The organism is Winogradskyella epiphytica (assembly GCF_003217215.1).
GTDB classification, from domain to species: Bacteria; Bacteroidota; Bacteroidia; order Flavobacteriales; family Flavobacteriaceae; genus Winogradskyella; species Winogradskyella epiphytica.
The window spans coordinates 43012-60645 of record NZ_QJTD01000007.1; the positions used below are offsets into that span (position 1 = coordinate 43012).

18 protein-coding genes and 1 tRNA gene are annotated in these 17634 nt (G+C 33.5%); 11 read left to right on the top strand and 8 right to left on the bottom strand.

What is annotated here, in order from left to right:
- Positions 1 to 34 precede the first annotated feature (34 nt).
- Together DFQ11_RS12710 and DFQ11_RS12715 are read left to right on the top strand one after the other, a co-directional pair.
- Entirely contained in the window at positions 35 to 1012 is a 978-nt protein-coding gene (locus tag DFQ11_RS12710; protein ID WP_110476264.1) for a hypothetical protein, read from the top strand.
- Entirely contained in the window at positions 1005 to 1358 is a 354-nt protein-coding gene (locus DFQ11_RS12715; RefSeq protein WP_110476265.1) for a DoxX family protein, read from the top strand. Before DFQ11_RS12710 ends, DFQ11_RS12715 begins: the two co-directional genes overlap by 8 nt.
- A gap of 25 nt (positions 1359 to 1383) precedes the next feature.
- Here the strand turns inward: DFQ11_RS12715 and DFQ11_RS12720 are convergent, their stop codons facing one another.
- Positions 1384 to 2064 (bottom strand): M15 family metallopeptidase, encoded by a 681-nt coding sequence (locus DFQ11_RS12720; protein ID WP_110476266.1) that lies wholly within the window; start codon positions 2062 to 2064, stop codon positions 1384 to 1386.
- A gap of 32 nt (positions 2065 to 2096) precedes the next feature.
- On the opposite strand from DFQ11_RS12720, the gene DFQ11_RS12725 reads away from it, so the two are divergent.
- From DFQ11_RS12725 to DFQ11_RS12755, 7 genes are all read left to right on the top strand, one after another.
- Complete coding sequence (locus DFQ11_RS12725; protein ID WP_110476267.1) at positions 2097 to 2708, top strand: alpha-ketoglutarate-dependent dioxygenase AlkB family protein; 612 nt, start codon at positions 2097 to 2099, stop codon at positions 2706 to 2708.
- A 392-nt stretch (positions 2709 to 3100) separates the two neighbouring features.
- The gene (locus DFQ11_RS12730; protein WP_110476268.1) at positions 3101 to 4033 is read left to right on the top strand and encodes an alpha/beta hydrolase; all 933 of its coding nucleotides are present in this window, start codon (positions 3101 to 3103) and stop codon (positions 4031 to 4033) included.
- A 315-nt stretch (positions 4034 to 4348) separates the two neighbouring features.
- Positions 4349 to 5209, top strand: coding sequence for an SPFH domain-containing protein (locus tag DFQ11_RS12735; protein WP_110476378.1), 861 nt, complete (start codon positions 4349 to 4351; stop codon positions 5207 to 5209).
- A gap of 4 nt (positions 5210 to 5213) precedes the next feature.
- A complete protein-coding gene (locus DFQ11_RS12740) occupies positions 5214 to 5369 on the top strand; it encodes a DUF4177 domain-containing protein (protein WP_110476269.1) in 156 nt (51 codons plus the stop codon).
- A gap of 16 nt (positions 5370 to 5385) precedes the next feature.
- A complete protein-coding gene (locus DFQ11_RS12745; RefSeq protein WP_110476270.1) occupies positions 5386 to 5565 on the top strand; it encodes an Arc family DNA binding domain-containing protein in 180 nt (59 codons plus the stop codon).
- 65 nt (positions 5566 to 5630) lie between these two features.
- Positions 5631 to 6941, top strand: coding sequence for a DUF819 family protein (locus tag DFQ11_RS12750; RefSeq protein WP_110476271.1), 1311 nt, complete (start codon positions 5631 to 5633; stop codon positions 6939 to 6941).
- A gap of 51 nt (positions 6942 to 6992) precedes the next feature.
- Entirely contained in the window at positions 6993 to 7706 is a 714-nt protein-coding gene (locus tag DFQ11_RS12755; RefSeq protein WP_110476272.1) for a DUF4369 domain-containing protein, read from the top strand.
- Between the two features lie 308 nt (positions 7707 to 8014).
- Here the strand turns inward: DFQ11_RS12755 and DFQ11_RS12760 are convergent.
- From DFQ11_RS12760 to idi, 5 genes are all read right to left on the bottom strand, one after another.
- Positions 8015 to 8088, bottom strand: a tRNA-Thr gene (locus DFQ11_RS12760).
- A gap of 87 nt (positions 8089 to 8175) precedes the next feature.
- Positions 8176 to 8445: a hypothetical protein gene (locus DFQ11_RS12765; RefSeq protein ID WP_110476273.1), complete on the bottom strand. Its 270-nt coding sequence runs from the start codon at positions 8443 to 8445 to the stop codon at positions 8176 to 8178.
- 72 nt (positions 8446 to 8517) lie between these two features.
- On the bottom strand, positions 8518 to 9489 hold the full coding sequence (locus tag DFQ11_RS12770) for a type I phosphomannose isomerase catalytic subunit (protein WP_110476274.1): 972 nt from the start codon (positions 9487 to 9489) through the stop codon (positions 8518 to 8520).
- 4 nt (positions 9490 to 9493) lie between these two features.
- The gene (locus DFQ11_RS12775) at positions 9494 to 9904 is read right to left on the bottom strand and encodes a 6-pyruvoyl trahydropterin synthase family protein (protein WP_110476275.1); all 411 of its coding nucleotides are present in this window, start codon (positions 9902 to 9904) and stop codon (positions 9494 to 9496) included.
- Entirely contained in the window at positions 9904 to 10428 is a 525-nt protein-coding gene (gene idi, locus DFQ11_RS12780; protein WP_110476276.1) for an isopentenyl-diphosphate Delta-isomerase, read from the bottom strand. Before idi ends, DFQ11_RS12775 begins: the two co-directional genes overlap by 1 nt.
- 233 nt (positions 10429 to 10661) lie before the next feature.
- Here idi and DFQ11_RS12785 point away from each other — a divergent pair, with 233 nt between their 5' ends.
- Together DFQ11_RS12785 and DFQ11_RS12790 are read left to right on the top strand one after the other, a co-directional pair.
- The gene (locus DFQ11_RS12785) at positions 10662 to 12251 is read left to right on the top strand and encodes a peptide chain release factor 3 (RefSeq protein ID WP_110476277.1); all 1590 of its coding nucleotides are present in this window, start codon (positions 10662 to 10664) and stop codon (positions 12249 to 12251) included.
- A gap of 142 nt (positions 12252 to 12393) precedes the next feature.
- A complete protein-coding gene (locus DFQ11_RS12790) occupies positions 12394 to 12624 on the top strand; it encodes a (4Fe-4S)-binding protein (RefSeq protein WP_110476278.1) in 231 nt (76 codons plus the stop codon).
- Between the two features lie 144 nt (positions 12625 to 12768).
- Here DFQ11_RS12790 and DFQ11_RS12795 read toward each other — a convergent pair whose 3' ends face one another.
- Positions 12769 to 13086, bottom strand: a complete 318-nt coding sequence (locus tag DFQ11_RS12795; protein WP_110476279.1) for a DUF3467 domain-containing protein — start codon at positions 13084 to 13086, stop codon at positions 12769 to 12771.
- Between the two features lie 233 nt (positions 13087 to 13319).
- Positions 13320 to 17621, bottom strand: coding sequence for a DNA-directed RNA polymerase subunit beta' (gene rpoC / locus DFQ11_RS12800; protein WP_110476280.1), 4302 nt, complete (start codon positions 17619 to 17621; stop codon positions 13320 to 13322).
- Between the last annotated feature and the right edge of the window lie 13 nt (positions 17622 to 17634).

Here is a 17634-nt window from a genome sequence, read left to right on the forward strand (position 1 = left end):
AGTTGACTTTAGTTCTTTAAACACAGATTTTATCATGTCTAAAATTTTAATCATATTTCTGTTCCTTGGGCAGATTGCTTTTGCTCAAATCACAATTAAAGATAGTATAACTAGCTACCCTGTAAGTTACGCCACTATTTCATTTGGCAACGGGAACGGGATTTTTGCCGATGATGAAGGCAAGTTCTTTTTCACTAAAAAACTATATCCAGATATTGATTCACTCTATATTTCGGCTTTAGGATTTAAAGACCTTCGTATGGCTACAAAAAATCTACCGAATCAATTACTCATGACACCTGAAGTTTCAGAATTAGATGAGGTGCTTATTAAAATAAGTACAACAAGAAAATATAAAGAAGAAAAACTTAAACCATACTTAGACGACGATTATTATAAATCTTGGCTACCTACTATAGAATCTGAAATTGCCGTTTACTTTCCTAAAACTACTTCAAAAGATCAAGAATTAAAATCTGTGATTTTTCCTATTGCGTTAGAATCGAAAGATTGGGAAAAACGCAAACGTTCTAATAGCGAGAAAAAGAAATTCTCAACCCTATTTAAAGTCAATTTTTATCAAAATAACAATGGAGTGCCAGGTAAAGTTTTAACCTACGAAACTATTGTTTTTAGAGCCACAGAAAAAGATGGTGATGCTTATGAATTAAATGTGGATGATTATGATATTTACATACCAGATGAGGGCTTTTTTGTATCATTACAAGTTTTAGGCTATACCAACAAAGCGGGAAAATTGCTTCCTAATAAAAAATATAAAGAGATTACATCTAGAAATGGTGAGGTTGTAAAGATTCCAACAAACTTTAGACCACTACTCCCATTTACAGATGAAATTGAAACCAAGAACACTTTTGTAAAACGAGTTTTTATCAACGGAAATAATTGGGTAAAATTTGACAGAGGAAATCAATTCAAGTCGAGCTTGTTAGACAAAAATCTATTTAATTATGGTATTGGCTTAGTATATAAAACTTATAAAGATGAATGAACCCATTGGACTTTACCTCATGGCAGGAATGTATATGGTTGCAGGACTCATACATTTTATAAAACCGAAAATGTATATGCGAATTATGCCTAAGTATTTACCTAATCATAAAGCTCTCGTCTATTTAAGTGGCTTAGCTGAAATACTTTTGGGTATTGGTTTATGTATACCTGTTTTAAAAACACTATCAATTTATGGCATTATTGCCATGCTTTCCGTATTCCTATTGGTTCACTTTTATATGCTTTCTGGGGAAAAAGCCTCGGCAGGAATACCAAAATGGATTTTAATTTTACGCTTGCCTTTACAATTTGGATTGATGTATTGGGCCTGGATGTATATATAAGTTGGTTAGAATTAAAGTTTTTAAATTACTCCACCTCGAAATCAAAATAGGTCTTAGGAAATGGTTCCCAACGTAAAGTAAAGTGCCACCACTCTTTTGGATAATTTCTAAAATTATGTTTCAGCATTACTTTTTGAAGTAATTGTCTGTTCTGTTTTTGTTCTTCGGTTAAACCATCATGCTCAATCCAAGATTCTTTTCCAAAAAAATCATAAGGACTTCCCATATCTAATGCTTCTCCTGTTTGGCCATCAATAATGGTTAAATCTACCGTGCTTCCTCTACTATGCCCGGATCGAGACGCTATATATCCCGATTTGAACAAGTTTTTCTTCTCCACCCTTGGGTAAAACTCAGACTTCTGAAGCGTATCATCAAGCACACGAGCCCAACGTATAAAATGATTTACAGCACGTTGTGGTCTATAACCATCATAAACTTTTAAACATAAGTTTTGTGATTGAAGTTCTTCTTGAACTAATTTCAACTTTTCCGCTGTGCCTTTGGTTACAATTAATCGATTGGCTTTATAACCATCGATTGTATCTCCAACAAAATTATTTTGAGAAAAATAACGCAGCTCAACATCTAAATCAGGTATCACTGATTTTGCATAAACAAATCCCTCAGGCAGTTCTTGTTTTGGCTTAAATCCAACTGTTAAAAGCATTATGCTTCCAATAAATAGGAGTATTTTATAATTCATATCAATGTACTAATTTAGATAAAAAATAGACTATGGATTTGTTTTTCACAGACAAACGACATTTAAAACTTCCTAATGCAGAATTAATTTACATTCCGCGCCTGTTCTCTAAACAAGAGTCTGATGCTTTCTTCAAATGTATTAAATCTGAAACCAATTGGCAACACGATGACATCACCATTTTTGGTAAAACGTATAAGCAACCCCGATTAACAGCGCTATTTGCTACATCTACGATGTCTTACAAATATTCAAATATTACAATGGATGCTTTACCGTTCAGTCCTACTTTGCTAGAGATAAAGAATCGTGTTGAGTCTATATCAAACCACGAATTTAATTCGGTATTAATCAATTTATATAGAGATGGCAACGATAGTAATAGCTGGCACGCCGACAATGAAAAGGAATTAGGAATTAATCGTTTTATAGCTTCTGTCAGTTTTGGAGCAGAACGACTATTTCATTTTAAACATCAACAACTAAAAAACGAACGACACAAAATAAATTTAGAACACGGAAGTTTACTTATAATGAAAGGTGAAATGCAACATTACTGGAAGCATCAAATTGCAAAAACAAAAAAAACTGTTGAGAGTAGAATCAATCTTACATTTAGAACGCTAATTAACGAAAGCAATTAAGGTGAAGTTTATTTTTGGGATTATTATAAAAATAAAAAACCGAGATCCCTCAATCTCGGTTTTTCTAATTTGCTTTTAAATATGTTAGTAGATTCAGGATTTCTAAGTCAACAAAACATAATGCAAATATTAATTAATTAATCCATTGAACTAAAACCAAAATTTTAGTACACTTCAAATATATAACTCATTTTTATTTATAGCGTTGAAAAACATATTTAATCGATAAAATGCATAAAAATTTAACAATTGTAGGTGAAATATCGCTTTTAATAGACAAACTACATCTCTAAAAACATTAGGTAATTATATGAACATCATATTAATTATAAGTTAAATGCTAAGATTCATTAAATTAAAATTTAACTTTATACACCTAAAATTTTAGTGTCATGAAAATGTATGTGTTCATAATTCTTAGTTTGTTCTTTTCTATTGGTTTTAGCCAAGATAAAGCCTATACGGAGGAAGAAGTTTCTGTTAGTAAATGGATTGATGGAACTTTACTCAGTCCGAATAATAATGAACGGCCAAATTTAGCAATCATAATAGCCGGATCTGGTCCAACAAATCGTAATGGAAATCAAAATTTTTTAAAAAATAACTCGTTAAAGAAATTAGCGGAAGGACTAACCAACAACGGAATTGCTACTTTTCGTTATGATAAACGTATAGTAAAGCAAATTCTACAAAACAACGTATCCAAAGACATCATGTTCGACGACTTTGTTCAAGATGCAAAAGATGTCGTGGACTACTTTAAAACTAATAGTAATTATAATAACATTTATGTAATTGGTCATAGTCAAGGTAGTTTGGTTGGTATGCTTGCTGCAAAAGATCAGGTAAATGGATTTATTTCCTTAGCAGGCGCTGGAAACAATATTGGAGATGTAATAATAGAACAAATTGGAAAAACAGCACCAATGTTTTCTGAAGATACAGAGCGTGTTATAGCTAATTTAAAAGAAGGTAAAACAACAACAGAATATCCTATGGCTCTAGGTTCAATATTTAGTACAGATCTTCAACCATTTATGATTAATTGGATGTCATACTACCCTTCTGAACTTATTACAGAACTAAATATGCCTGTTCTTATTATTAATGGAACTAAAGACTTACAAGTTTCTGTAAATGAAGCCGAGTTGCTGAAGAAGGCGAATGATAAAGCTGAATTGGTTATTATTGAAAACATGAACCATGTTCTATTTGAAATAGAAGGTGACGATTTAGAAAATTCAAAATCTTATAACGAATCCTTTCGTGAAATTTCGCCAATGTTGATTAGTAGTGTTACTGAATTTATTAATCAACAAAAGTAATAACTCAGCATTCTTAAATTTTATATAGGCATCCCAACTTCTTCTTTAGTTCGGATGCTTCTTTTTTTGAATTATTTAAAATGAAAAAGCACCCCAACCACGAGGTGCCATTTTCTAACTAACCAACCAAATATAATGAAACTAATTTGTAGTAATGTTACCAAAATGGCAACTATAATATTCATTACATTCAACCTTATACAATTCTTGTGCCAAAGTTAATATTATGCATTAATTATTTTTTACATATCTTTATGATATCAATATAATATCATATTGAATAAACGATTAATCAATCAATTAAACTTTAGACTTATGAAAGAAGAAAAAATCATCATTCCTACAAATGGTTACCTAATGCTCTTATTATTTGTAGTATTATTATTTGGTAGTATTGCCACTATATTCATCACTGAAACGGGATGGGCTATAATTGGTATTATAGTTTCTTTATTTATAGCCGTTGGATTTTTAATGGTACAACCTAATGGCTCACGTGTATTACTCTTATTTGGTAAATATGTAGGAACCGTAAAAAAGAATGGCTTCTATTGGGTAAATCCTTTTTATACTAAAAAGAAGATTTCACTTAGAGCCAGTAATTTTGATAGTGAACGATTAAAAGTAAATGATAAACTAGGAAACCCTATAATGATTAGTACTATCCTGGTATGGCGAGTTCAAAACACGTACAAAGCGGCTTTCGATGTAGATAATTATGAAAATTTTGTCCGCGTTCAAACCGATGCTGCCGTTCGTAAATTGGCAAGTATGTATCCTTATGATAATTTTGCAGATGAAGGTGTAGATGAAGATATCACCTTACGTTCAAGCGTTAATGAAGTGAGTAATGCTTTAGAGAAAGAAATCGATGAACGATTGTCAATTGCCGGCATTGAGGTTTTAGAAGCTCGCATTGGTTACTTGGCCTATGCACAGGAAATCGCAAATGCCATGTTAAAACGTCAACAAGCAACAGCCATTGTTGCTGCTAGACATAAAATTGTAGAAGGTGCTGTGAGTATGGTAGAAATGGCTATTGATCAACTAAGTAAAAAACAAGTTGTCGATTTAGATGACGAGCGAAAAGCAGCAATGGTGAGTAATCTTATGGTTGTGCTTTGTGGTGATAAAGATGCTTCACCAGTGTTGAATGCAGGAACTTTAAATCATTAATAAAATGAAAGAATATAAGGTCGTAACACCAAAATTAGGTTTAAGAAATCGTGTTCAAAACTTCGAAGATATACTTAATCAGTATGCTCGTGAAGGTTGGACCGTTAAATCAATCGCTGTGAATTGGACTTCGGTTGTATTTGAGCGAGATAAGAACTGATAAAATAAATTAATCAATGTCTAAGAAAAAAGCCTTTGCATTACGAGTTAATGAAGATATGCTAAAAGCTATTGAGAAATGGGCTTCGGATGAATTCCGGAGTACTAATGGTCAGATAGAATGGATGTTAATGCAGTATTTAAAAGAACATAATAGACATCCCAGAAAAAAAGATAACCTTAAAGATAAAAAGTGATCCGAAACGGTCACTTTTTTTAGTTTTAAATTTTTGTATTTTGCACGCTCTAAACTAAACAACAGATGGATAACACACCTATTTTTACTGATGATACTATAATATTTGGACTATTAATGCTTGCCTTAGGTTTTGTGTTTGTAACAGAATCTATAAAAACTGGTTTTTGGCCTAAATTCTACAAAATAGTACCAGGCTTATTTATGGCTTATATGCTACCAGCGGTTTTAACGACAACAGGCTTAATTGCTCCAGAATGGACGACTGTATCAGATACAGGTGTAGTTACAGAACATAGCACGAACTTATATTACGTTTCTAGTAGATATTTACTTCCTGCTGCATTAGTTCTTATGACTTTGAGTATAGATTTAAAAGCGGTTTTTAACTTAGGATGGAAAGCTTTAGTCATGTTCTTTACAGGAACAATCGGAATTGTAATTGGTGGGCCAATCGCTATTTTATTGATTGCTAGTGTATCTCCAGAAACTGTTGGAGGGGTCGGAGCTGATGCGGTATGGAGAGGATTATCCACCTTAGCAGGAAGCTGGATTGGTGGTGGAGCCAACCAAACTGCTATGTTAGAAATATATGGCTATAATCAAGCGCTATATGGAGGAATGGTATTCGTAGATATTGTAGTCGCTAATATTTGGATGGCAATAATTCTTATAGGTATTGGCAAAAGAGACCGCATTAATAAATGGTTGAAAGCTGACACCTCTTCTATTGAAGAACTAAAAGAAAAAGTATCTTCCTTTTCTGAAAAAGTTAAGCGTAATCCTTCTCTTTCTGATATAATGATAATTTGCGCAATTGCATTTGGCTCTGTAAGTATGGCTCATTTAGGAGCTAACTATTTAGCTCCATTTTTTGAAGGTGTTGTTGCCGAAATTGAATCCCCTACTACGCGTAATATGTTCACCTTCTTAGGGTCTAAATTCTTTTGGATGATAAGTGTTGCCACTTTAATTGCCATAATATTATCCTTTACAAAAGCTAAAAACTTTGAAGGTGCAGGTGCTAGTAAGTTTGGAAGTGTTTTCATTTACATCCTAGTGGCAAGTATCGGAATGAAAATGGATTTAACCATGATATTTGACAATGTTGGACTTATTGCTATCGGAATTGTATGGATGACTATTCATGCTATTCTTTTAATCTTAGTTGCTAAACTTATTAAAGCTCCTTACTTCTTCTTAGCCGTGGGAAGTCAAGCCAATGTTGGTGGCGCTGCCTCTGCTCCTATTGTTGCTTCCGCATTTCATCCTTCATTAGCTACAGTTGGCGTTTTACTCGCGGTATTTGGTTACGCCGTTGGTACTATCGCAGCTATTGGATGTACAATTTTAATGGAATTAGCAGCTGTTAGTTAGTAATATTAAAACTATTATAAGATATTTGTGCACCTAATTATTTAGTAAACCATGACAAAATTAAACAAAGCTCTAAGCCTCATATTTATTGCGGTACTTGTAGTCTCATGTGGCAAATCCAATGATTCCAACTTCACTTTAAAAGGATCAATTAAAGGTTTAAAAAAAGGAGTTGTCTACCTTCAGAAAGAAGAGGACAATTCTAATATCATAAACTTAGATTCTATGGTAATTACTGGTCAACCAGAATTCACCTTACATACAAATCTAAAGGAACCTGAAATTCTATATTTGAAGCTTTTTAAGAATGATGGTATTGAGCATTATATTCCATTTTTCGCTGATCAAGGCGTTACTGAAATAAATACAACATTAAAGAATTTTAATTTCGACTCTAAAATAAAAGGCTCTAAACAACAAGAGCTTTTAGATGAGTATTTAAAAATAATGGGGCAATTTAATGGTAAAAATCTTGATGTTATAGAAGCGAGCTTTATTGCTCAACAAGAAAAAGATAGTGTAGCTATAGATTCGTTGAACCAAATTGCAAACCAGTTAATTAAACGCAAATACGCCTTCACAATTCAATATGCAATGAATCATAGAGATAGCGAGATCGCCCCGTATTTAGCTTTATATGAAGTAAGAAATGCTAATCCTGTCTATATCGACTCTATTTACAATGGACTTAGTCCCGAAATAAAGAATTCACTTTATGGCAAAAAACTTGGTGAGTTAATTGCTAATAGAAACTCTGAAGAATAAGTTCTTAAAGACTAATTATAATTTCTAATCATACTTTAGAAATATATTATTGAACTAAAAATCCCATTCATAATAATGATTGGGATTTTTTTTATTAGAGAAAACAACGTTGTTTCAATTTGAACTATTAAAAACAGGAGGAATTTTAATATAAAAACTTAATATACCATACAGAACTTGAAAGTACAACTACAAACCGCTGTAAGGGCTTACAACGACTCCACTCAACATAAATTCTACTCTCTCCCATTCATTGTATAAAAGAAAAAAGCTCCAAACACCTTACAGTGCTTGAAGCTTCAATTAAGAGCCGATGGAGGGACTCGAACCCACGACCTGCTGATTACAAATCAGCTGCTCTAGCCAGCTGAGCTACATCGGCAAAACGCTTACCTTTTTGGTAAGCTTATCTTCCTTTGACGAAAGACAGGCGCAAATTTAAAATAGATTTTTAAATTTGCAAATCAATTTATTTTAAATTATTGATTTTTTCGATTAATTCTCTTCCTTTAGTTTCAAGGTCGTTGTTAATCGCTTTAAAATGTGCTTTTTTATCTTCTGCACTTCTGTCGTTAACACGAGCAATTAATCCATCAAACGTAGCAATAGCTTCATCAATAATAGCGTTACTTTCTTTTGTTGGTTTCTCAGAGTGAGATAATTCCCAAACATATACTGCTTCAATAATATCTCCTAATACGTAGTTAATATCCTTTTTTAAATCTCTTTTATTTGCCATAATATATTATGTTTTTAATAACTGCAAAAGTACTAAATCCTTTTAGTATTTAGCTCAATTTTAATTTAAGTTTTATACGTACACTTCTAGTAACTTTCCTCCTGTAGATTTTAGTGTAAATTCTTTAATACTTGCAGGAATTAAGATGGTCTCTCCTACAACAATAATATCATTAGACGTATTAGTAATGATTTCTACATCACCATCCACGCACATATAAATTATAAAAGAATCATAAGAGTTCTGTTTTTTTATTTCGGAATCTAAATCTATATAATTAGTGGTGAAAAATGGACAAATGACCATCTCATTAGTTCGGTTTTTGTTCGTATGATAGCAAATTCTGAAATTATCGTCCATTTCAAAATCAAAAGCATCAATTGCAATATCATTATGCAACTCACGTTTATTTCCATTAGAATCTACCCGATCCCAATCGTAGACACGATAGGTCACATCACTGGTCTGTTGTATTTCTGCTAACAATACACCAGCTCCAATAGCATGTACTCTACCCGACTCAATAAAATAGGCATCGCCTTCCTTAACGTCATCTACGTTTAATATATCAGTAAGTGTCTTATCTTCTAAATGTCTTAAGTAGATTTCTCTATCTACTTTTTCTTTAAAACCTACAATTATTTTAGCCTCATCATCGGCTTGCATAACGTACCACATCTCTGTCTTACCAGAGGCATTATGTCTTTCTTTTGCTAAAGCATCGTTAGGATGTAATTGAATACTTAAATTCTCCTTAGCATCAATAAATTTTATGAGAAGTGGAAACTCTTCACCAAATTGCTTCCAATTTTTTTCGCCTAATAATTTTGATTTAAATCTAAGAACTAAATCTTGAAGTGATTGCCCTTTTAATATACCATTAGAAACTACCGAAATATTGTCAGGTACAGCGCTAATTTCCCAACTTTCTCCCAACTTCTTAGACTTAGAAGCTTTATTAAATAATTGATGTAGTTTCTCTCCACCCCAAATTTTATCTTTTAGAATAGGCTCAAACTTTAATGGATACAACGAATTATTCATAGATTTAATCGCCAGAATAGGTTACAAAATTACGAGGTGTTTCGTAAAGTGTGATTTCAAGTTGAAATTCTGGTTTTAGTTTAGGTTTTAATTTATTATAGATAATTACTGCAATATTTTCTGCTGTAGGGTTCAAATTTTCAAATTCTGGAACCTCAAGGTTTAAATTCTTGTGATCAAAAGCGTCTTCAACTTCTAATTTGATAAGGTCTTTCAAAGTTTTAATATCTATAACATAACCTGTTTCCGGATCAATTTCACCAGTAACACTTGCTATCAATTCATAATTATGACCATGATAATTTGGATTATTGCACAAACCAAAAACAGCCTCATTTTTTTCAGCAGACCAATCCTTTCTATGAAGTCTGTGAGCCGCATTAAAATGTGCTTTTCTATGTACCGTAACCTTCATTATTGATTAACGTTTATAAATTCATAAAACTTTTCAAAGATAATTTTAAACCAAGCTGTGTAAATATCTGGATTTATGGCCATATCAGATTTTATATCTTCAAGGGACATCCACTTCCAATTGGCTACTTCATCTGGATTAATATTTGGTTCAGCATCATAATACCCCACCATGATATGATCGAACTCATGCTCTGTCAATCCATTATCAAATGGTGCTTTATATATAAAAGACGTTTTTTCTTCTAAATCCGTAACAAAGCCCATTTCTTCCAGTAATCGTCTTTTTCCAGCTTGTAGGTTAGTTTCTCCATCGCGTTGGTGACTACAACAGGTATTGGTCCATAAACCTGGTGTATGATATTTATGCTCCGCACGTTGTTGAAGCATAAGCTCATTTTTATCATTAAATACAAATACAGAAAACGCACGATGCAATAATGCTTTTTCGTGAGCCTCCATTTTTGGCATTAAACCAACCTTATTATCGTTTCCATCTACTAAGATGACTAGTTCTTCTGTCATAGCGCTAAATTAACATCTAATTATGACATAAAAGTGAAGGAATTCATAAAAATTAGGCTTTCACTGACTCAGGAGATGAATGCCAACTTAATCCCACATATAATCCTCATTTTTTTAGTCATTTACATTAAAAATCTCACCCTTTTTCTGGCTCTTACTCATTTATAATCATTGAGGTCACCTGTTTTTTCTATATATACTCCTATATTTGCACTCGATTTCAATACAACCTTATGAGCTTTTTAAAAGAAATTAATAGACGTCGTACTTTTGGTATTATTGCCCATCCCGATGCGGGAAAAACCACTTTAACTGAAAAATTACTTCTATATGGTGGCGCCATCCAAGAAGCAGGTGCTGTAAAGAGCAATAAAATAAAAAAAGGAGCTACGAGTGACTTTATGGAAATTGAACGTCAGCGTGGAATTTCTGTAGCTACGTCTGTACTTGCGTTTGAATATAATGGGATAAAAATTAATATTCTTGATACACCTGGTCATAAGGATTTTGCTGAAGACACCTATAGAACTTTAACGGCTGTTGATAGTGTTATCGTTGTAGTTGACGTTGCAAAAGGTGTTGAAGAGCAAACTGAAAAACTAGTAGAGGTATGTAGAATGCGTAACATACCCATGATTGTTTTTGTAAACAAGTTAGATAGAGAAGGTAAGGATGCTTTTGATTTATTAGATGAAATTGAACAAAAACTTGGTTTAACCGTATGTCCTTTAAGTTTCCCTATTGGAATGGGATATGATTTTAAAGGAATTTATAATATCTGGGAAAAGAACGTTAACCTTTTCAGTGGTGACAGCCGTAAGAATATCGAAGAAACCACCGAAATTCAGGATTTAGACTCCGACGTGCTGACAAAATTAGTTGGTGATAAAGCTGCAGATAATTTACGTGAAGAAATAGAATTGGTTAATGGTATTTATCCAACATTTGATAGAGACGATTATTTAACAGGTAAATTACAGCCTGTATTTTTTGGATCTGCATTAAACAACTTCGGAGTTAGAGAACTTCTAGATTGTTTCGTTGAAATTGCTCCAAAACCAAGACCAAAACAAAGTGAGGAACGATTAGTGAAGCCTGAAGAGAAAGACTTTACCGGTTTTGTATTTAAAATTCACGCTAATATGGATCCAAATCATAGGGACCGTTTAGCATTTATAAAAATTGTTTCAGGTGAATTTAAGCGTAACACACCCTATCTTCATGTTAGACACAATAAAAAAATGAAATTTTCTAGTCCAAATGCATTCTTTGCGGAAAAGAAGCAAATTGTAGATATTTCATATCCTGGAGACATTGTAGGACTGCACGACACAGGAAATTTCAAAATAGGTGATACGTTAACTGAAGGAGAAAAAATCCACTACAAAGGCATCCCAAGTTTCTCTCCGGAACACTTTAGATATATTAATAATGCTGATCCAATGAAGTCTAAACAACTTTATAAAGGTATTGATCAATTAATGGATGAAGGGGTTGCACAATTGTTTACGCTCGATTTTAACGGCAGAAAAGTAATCGGTACGGTTGGTGCTTTACAGTATGAAGTGATTCAGTATAGATTAGAACACGAATATGGTGCGAAATGTACCTATGAAAATTTAAATGTTCATAAAGCCTGTTGGATTCAAACAGACGATGAAAAGAGTGAAGAGTTTAAAGAATTCTTAAGAGTGAAGCAACGTTATTTAGCAAGAGACAAACGAAATCAACTCGTGTTTTTAGCTGATTCTATGTTTTCATTACAAATGTCTCAACAAAAATATCCTAGTATTACCTTTCATATGACTTCTGAGTTTGAATAAATCGACATAGCATTTCATCGAAAAACCTGAGTAACGCGTTATTTTAATCGGTATTTTACGTACTTTAACGATGAATTCGTTCTTTTAATAGACCCATTCGCTAATTTCAAAATACGATTAACCCCAAACTAATCTGCTTATTATGGAAATAAATGCTAATGTTTTCAGCAATGCTGAAATTACGGTTACCTACGAACCTCGCAGATGTTGTAATGCAGAACTTTGTGCAAAACAATTGTCAAACGTGTTTAGAAGCTCAGTGATTCCTTGGATAGATTTAGAAGGTGCTCAAACTGATGCGATTATTAATCAAATTAAAAAATGTCCTTCAGGTGCTTTAAAGTACCATAGGAATCAGAGAGATGTTGCTTAGCATGTTACGTGCAAAGCATAAAAAAAGCCTTTGAATATTAATTCAAAGGCTTTTTTTATTTCCATTATAATCGAGACGTTTTGGAAGTGGTATGAAAAAGTCTACCCTTTACGTCCCGACTAATTTAAGTCCCAAAAAATAAAATTAGGCTTGTCCTGTTGGACCGAAATTTAACGGAATTGGAGGTTGTTCGTAATCTTTAATTTCTCCATGTGCCTGTTCAAAACGACTCACATTATCGCCTAAGGCTTTTAACAAACGCTTAGCATGTTGTGGTGTTAGAATTATTCTAGACTTTACTTTGCTCTTTGGTGTTCCTGGCATAATACTTACAAAATCTACCACGAACTCGGAAACCGAATGATTAATAATTGCAAGGTTTGAATAAGTTCCTTCCGCAATTTTCTCATCTAATTCTATGTTGATTTGTCCTTTTTTAGGATTCTTTTTTTCGTCTGACATTTTAATGTTGTTTAAACTTCTACATATCAAGAAGTATAATTAATACTTTTATTTACATGCAAGGTAAAAAAAACCTTGACCATTTTTAAATTAAAAAAGCCTTCATGCAAATTAATGCTTGAAGGCTTTTTAATACTATAATAATTCTCAAGTTATTGAGATCCTAAAGAATTCAGGATAAATTTGACTACTGGTTTTCACTTCACCTTCGGCTTATGAAACCTTTGTCTCATTTAATTAAAGTTCATTTCTTCTTTAGCTTTCATCATTTCATTGAATTCTTGCTTAGAACCTACAATAATGTTTTCGTATTCTCTAACACCTGTACCTGCTGGTATTCTATGTCCTACAATTACATTTTCTTTAAGTCCTTCAAGAGTATCAATCTTACCATTTACAGCTGCTTCGTTAAGAACCTTTGTAGTTTCCTGGAACGATGCCGCAGATATAAACGATTTTGTTTGTAATGAAGCTCTAGTAATACCTTGTAATATTGGAGTTGCAGTTGCAGAACTAGCATCTCTTGCAGTTACAAGATTCTTATCTTCTCTTCTTAAACTTGAGTTTTCGTCTCTTAATGTTCTTACAGATACAATTTGACCTGGTTTCAAGTTTTGAGAATCTCCTGGATCTTCAACAACCTTCATTCCGAAAATCTTATCGTTTTCTTCGATGAAATCTGATTTATGAACTAATTGGTTTTCTAAGAAAATGGTATCACCAGAATCAATAATTCTAACTTTACGCATCATCTGTCTTACCACTACTTCGAAATGCTTATCGTTAATCTTTACACCTTGTAAACGATATACTTCTTGTACTTCGTTCACCAAATATTGCTGAACCGCAGAAGGGCCTTTAATATTTAAGATATCATTAGGAGTAATAGAACCGTCAGATAATGGCATACCAGCTTTAACGAAATCATTTTCTTGAACAAGAATCTGATTAGACAGCTTCACTAAGTATTTCTTAACCTCACCTAACTTAGACTCAACGATAATTTCACGGTTACCACGTTTGATTTTTCCGAAAGATACCACACCATCAATCTCACTAACTACAGCTGGATTAGAAGGGTTACGTGCTTCGAATAATTCCGTTACACGTGGAAGACCACCAGTAATATCACCAGACTTAGCAGATTTACGAGGAATCTTAACTAAAATCTTACCGATATCAACTTTCTCACTATCGTCGACCATAATATGGGCGCCAACAGGTAAGTTATAAGAACGAATAGTCTCACCATTCTTATCTTCAATCAATAAGGTAGGAATTAACTTCTTATTTCTTGATTCTGAAATTACTTTCTCTTGGAAACCTGTTTGTTCATCAATTTCTACTTGATAAGTAACCCCTTGCTCGATGTTTTCATAACGAACTTGACCAGCAAATTCAGAAATAATTACACCGTTGTAAGGATCCCACTGACAAACAACATCACCTTTTTTCAGTTTATCACCTGGCTTCACATTAATGAATGAACCATATGGTATATTGTTAGTACTTAAAACAATTCCTGTTTTAGCATCTACTAATTTTAATTCTGAAGTTCTTGAGATGACTACGTCAACCTCAGCTCCTTCACTATTCTTAGTTTTTACAGTTTTAAGGTCATCGATTTCCGCGATACCATCAAACTTAACCGTTAATTTATTGTCTTCAGAAATGTTTCCTGCAATACCACCTACGTGGAATGTACGTAATGTTAACTGTGTACCTGGTTCACCAATAGACTGAGCAGCAACCACACCAACAGCTTCACCACGTTGTACCATTTTACCTGTTGCTAAGTTACGACCGTAACATTTCACACAGATACCTTTTTTGGCCTCACATGTTAATGGTGAACGCACTTCGATAGCATCAATTGGAGAATTACCAATCTTTTTAGCAATATCATCATGAATATGACCACCTGCTTCAACAAGTAACTCTTCAGTTAAAGGATGGTAAACATCATTAAGTGACGTTCTACCAACGATTCTACCTTCTAAGCTTTCTACAATTTCTTCGTTCTTCTTAAGTGCAGAAACTTCTATACCTCTTAGTGTACCACAATCTTCTTCATATACAATTACATCTTGAGATACATCTACTAAACGACGTGTTAAGTAACCAGCATCGGCAGTTTTAAGAGCTGTATCGGCAAGACCTTTACGAGCACCGTGAGTAGAGATAAAGTACTCTAAGATTGAAAGACCTTCCTTAAAGTTAGAAAGAATAGGGTTTTCAATAATCTCACCACCACCTGCGTTAGATTTTTTAGGCTTAGCCATTAATCCACGCATACCAGTTAACTGACGAATCTGTTCTTTAGATCCACGAGCACCAGAGTCAAGCATCATGTATACTGAGTTGAATCCTTGTTGGTCTTCACGGATACGCTTCATAGACAGTTCTGTCAATTCAGCATTCGTAGACGTCCAAATATCAATAACTTGGTTATAACGTTCGTTATTAGTAATAAGTCCCATGTTATAGTTACCCATGATACCATCAACCTGCTTATTAGCAGCATCAATCATAGATTGCTTTTCCTTAGGAATAATAATATCACCTAAACTAAATGATAAACCACCTTGGAAAGCGAATTTATAACCTAATGTTTTAATTTCATCAAGGAAATCTGCAGTTTCAGGAACACTTGTCTTTTTAAGAATTTCATGAATAATTTCTCTTAAAGACTTCTTTGTTAATACTTCGTTTACATAACCAGCTGCTTCAGGAACTTTTTCGTTGAAAAGTACACGACCCACAGTAGTTTCTATAATTTGAGTAGTTAACTCTCCTTCTTCATTAAATGCTTTTGTTCTTACTTTAATACCAGCGTTAAGATCAACTTGCTTCTCATTGTAAGCAATTGTTACTTCTTCTGGAGAGTAGAACGTTAAGCCTTCACCTTTTACTTTTACTTCAGGTGTAGACTTACGCAACTTCGTCATATAATATAAACCAAGAACCATATCCTGAGAAGGTACAGTAACGGGAGAACCGTTTGCTGGGTTCAAGATATTATGTGATGCTAACATTAAAAGTTGAGCTTCTAAAATTGCTTCAGGTCCTAATGGTAAATGCACAGCCATCTGGTCACCATCGAAATCGGCGTTAAATGCAGTACACACTAGTGGGTGTAGCTGAATTGCTTTACCTTCGATAAGCTTTGGTTGGAATGCTTGAATACCAAGTCTGTGTAAAGTAGGCGCACGGTTTAGTAATACAGGATGTCCTTTAAGAACATTCTCTAAGATATCCCAAACAACAGGCTCTTTTCTATCTATAATTTTCTTTGCAGATTTTACAGTTTTTACGATACCTCTTTCTATCAGTTTTCTGATAATAAACGGCTTGTAAAGTTCTGCTGCCATATCTTTTGGCAATCCACATTCGAATAATCTTAATTCTGGTCCAACAACAATTACAGAACGTGCAGAATAATCGACACGCTTACCAAGTAAGTTTTGACGGAAACGTCCTTGCTTACCTTTAAGTGAATCTGATAACGACTTTAATGGTCTGTTAGAATCTGTTTTTACTGCAGATGATTTACGTGTGTTATCAAATAATGAATCTACTGATTCTTGTAACATACGCTTTTCATTACGTAAAATCACTTCTGGTGCTTTTATCTCAACCAAACGCTTTAAACGGTTGTTACGGATAATTACACGACGATAAAGGTCATTTAAATCTGAAGTAGCAAAACGTCCACCATCTAAAGGCACTAAAGGTCTTAATTCTGGTGGAATTACTGGAACAGCCTTCATAATCATCCATTCTGGTCTGTTCTCTCTATTTTCGTTAGAATCTCTAAACGCTTCAACAACTTGTAAACGTTTTAACGCTTCAGTTTTACGTTGTTTAGAGGTTTCGTTATTAGCTTTATGTCTTAAGTCATAAGATAATTGATCTAAGTCAATTCTAGCTAATAAATCGATAAGACACTCCGCCCCCATCTTAGCGATGAATTTGTTAGGGTCTGTATCTTCTAAATATTGATTATCTTGAGGAAGAGTTTCAAGAATATTTAAATACTCTTCTTCTGTAAGGAAATCCATTTTTTGAACTGGTTCACCTTCAGCATTCATAGCGTTACCTGGTTGGATAACCACATAACGTTCGTAATAGATAATCATATCTAATTTCTTAGATGGTAATCCAAGAAGGTATCCAATTTTGTTTGGTAATGAGCGGAAATACCAGATATGCGCAACAGGCACAACTAAATTAATATGCCCTACTCTGTCTCTACGTACTTTCTTTTCTGTAACTTCTACACCACAACGGTCACAAACAATACCTTTGTAACGTATTCTTTTATACTTACCACAAGCACATTCAAAATCCTTTACAGGACCAAAAATACGCTCACAGAACAAACCATCTCTCTCCGGTTTGTGTGTTCGATAATTAATAGTTTCTGGCTTTAATACCTCTCCACGAGACGCTGCTAAAACAGACTCAGGCGATGCTAAACCAATAGAAATCTTGTTAAATTTCTGTACTGTATTCTTATCTTGTTTTCTTGCCATGTTATTTTGTGTT

Coding starts and splice junctions, on each gene's coding strand:
- rpoC (WP_110476280.1), bottom strand. CDS start 17,621: ATGGCAAGAAAACAAGATAAGAATACAGTACAGAAATTTAACAAGATT.
- DFQ11_RS12720 (WP_110476266.1), bottom strand. CDS start 2,064: ATGAATTATAAAATACTCCTATTTATTGGAAGCATAATGCTTTTAACA.
- DFQ11_RS12770 (WP_110476274.1), bottom strand. CDS start 9,489: ATGAATAATTCGTTGTATCCATTAAAGTTTGAGCCTATTCTAAAAGAT.
- DFQ11_RS12785 (WP_110476277.1), top strand. CDS start 10,662: ATGAGCTTTTTAAAAGAAATTAATAGACGTCGTACTTTTGGTATTATT.
- DFQ11_RS12775 (WP_110476275.1), bottom strand. CDS start 9,904: ATGAAGGTTACGGTACATAGAAAAGCACATTTTAATGCGGCTCACAGA.
- DFQ11_RS12710 (WP_110476264.1), top strand. CDS start 35: ATGTCTAAAATTTTAATCATATTTCTGTTCCTTGGGCAGATTGCTTTT.
- DFQ11_RS12750 (WP_110476271.1), top strand. CDS start 5,631: ATGGATAACACACCTATTTTTACTGATGATACTATAATATTTGGACTA.
- DFQ11_RS12765 (WP_110476273.1), bottom strand. CDS start 8,445: ATGGCAAATAAAAGAGATTTAAAAAAGGATATTAACTACGTATTAGGA.
- DFQ11_RS12735 (WP_110476378.1), top strand. CDS start 4,349: ATGAAAGAAGAAAAAATCATCATTCCTACAAATGGTTACCTAATGCTC.
- DFQ11_RS12745 (WP_110476270.1), top strand. CDS start 5,386: ATGTCTAAGAAAAAAGCCTTTGCATTACGAGTTAATGAAGATATGCTA.
- DFQ11_RS12730 (WP_110476268.1), top strand. CDS start 3,101: ATGAAAATGTATGTGTTCATAATTCTTAGTTTGTTCTTTTCTATTGGT.
- DFQ11_RS12755 (WP_110476272.1), top strand. CDS start 6,993: ATGACAAAATTAAACAAAGCTCTAAGCCTCATATTTATTGCGGTACTT.
- DFQ11_RS12740 (WP_110476269.1), top strand. CDS start 5,214: ATGAAAGAATATAAGGTCGTAACACCAAAATTAGGTTTAAGAAATCGT.
- DFQ11_RS12725 (WP_110476267.1), top strand. CDS start 2,097: ATGGATTTGTTTTTCACAGACAAACGACATTTAAAACTTCCTAATGCA.
- idi (WP_110476276.1), bottom strand. CDS start 10,428: ATGACAGAAGAACTAGTCATCTTAGTAGATGGAAACGATAATAAGGTT.
- DFQ11_RS12795 (WP_110476279.1), bottom strand. CDS start 13,086: ATGTCAGACGAAAAAAAGAATCCTAAAAAAGGACAAATCAACATAGAA.
- DFQ11_RS12715 (WP_110476265.1), top strand. CDS start 1,005: ATGAATGAACCCATTGGACTTTACCTCATGGCAGGAATGTATATGGTT.
- DFQ11_RS12790 (WP_110476278.1), top strand. CDS start 12,394: ATGGAAATAAATGCTAATGTTTTCAGCAATGCTGAAATTACGGTTACC.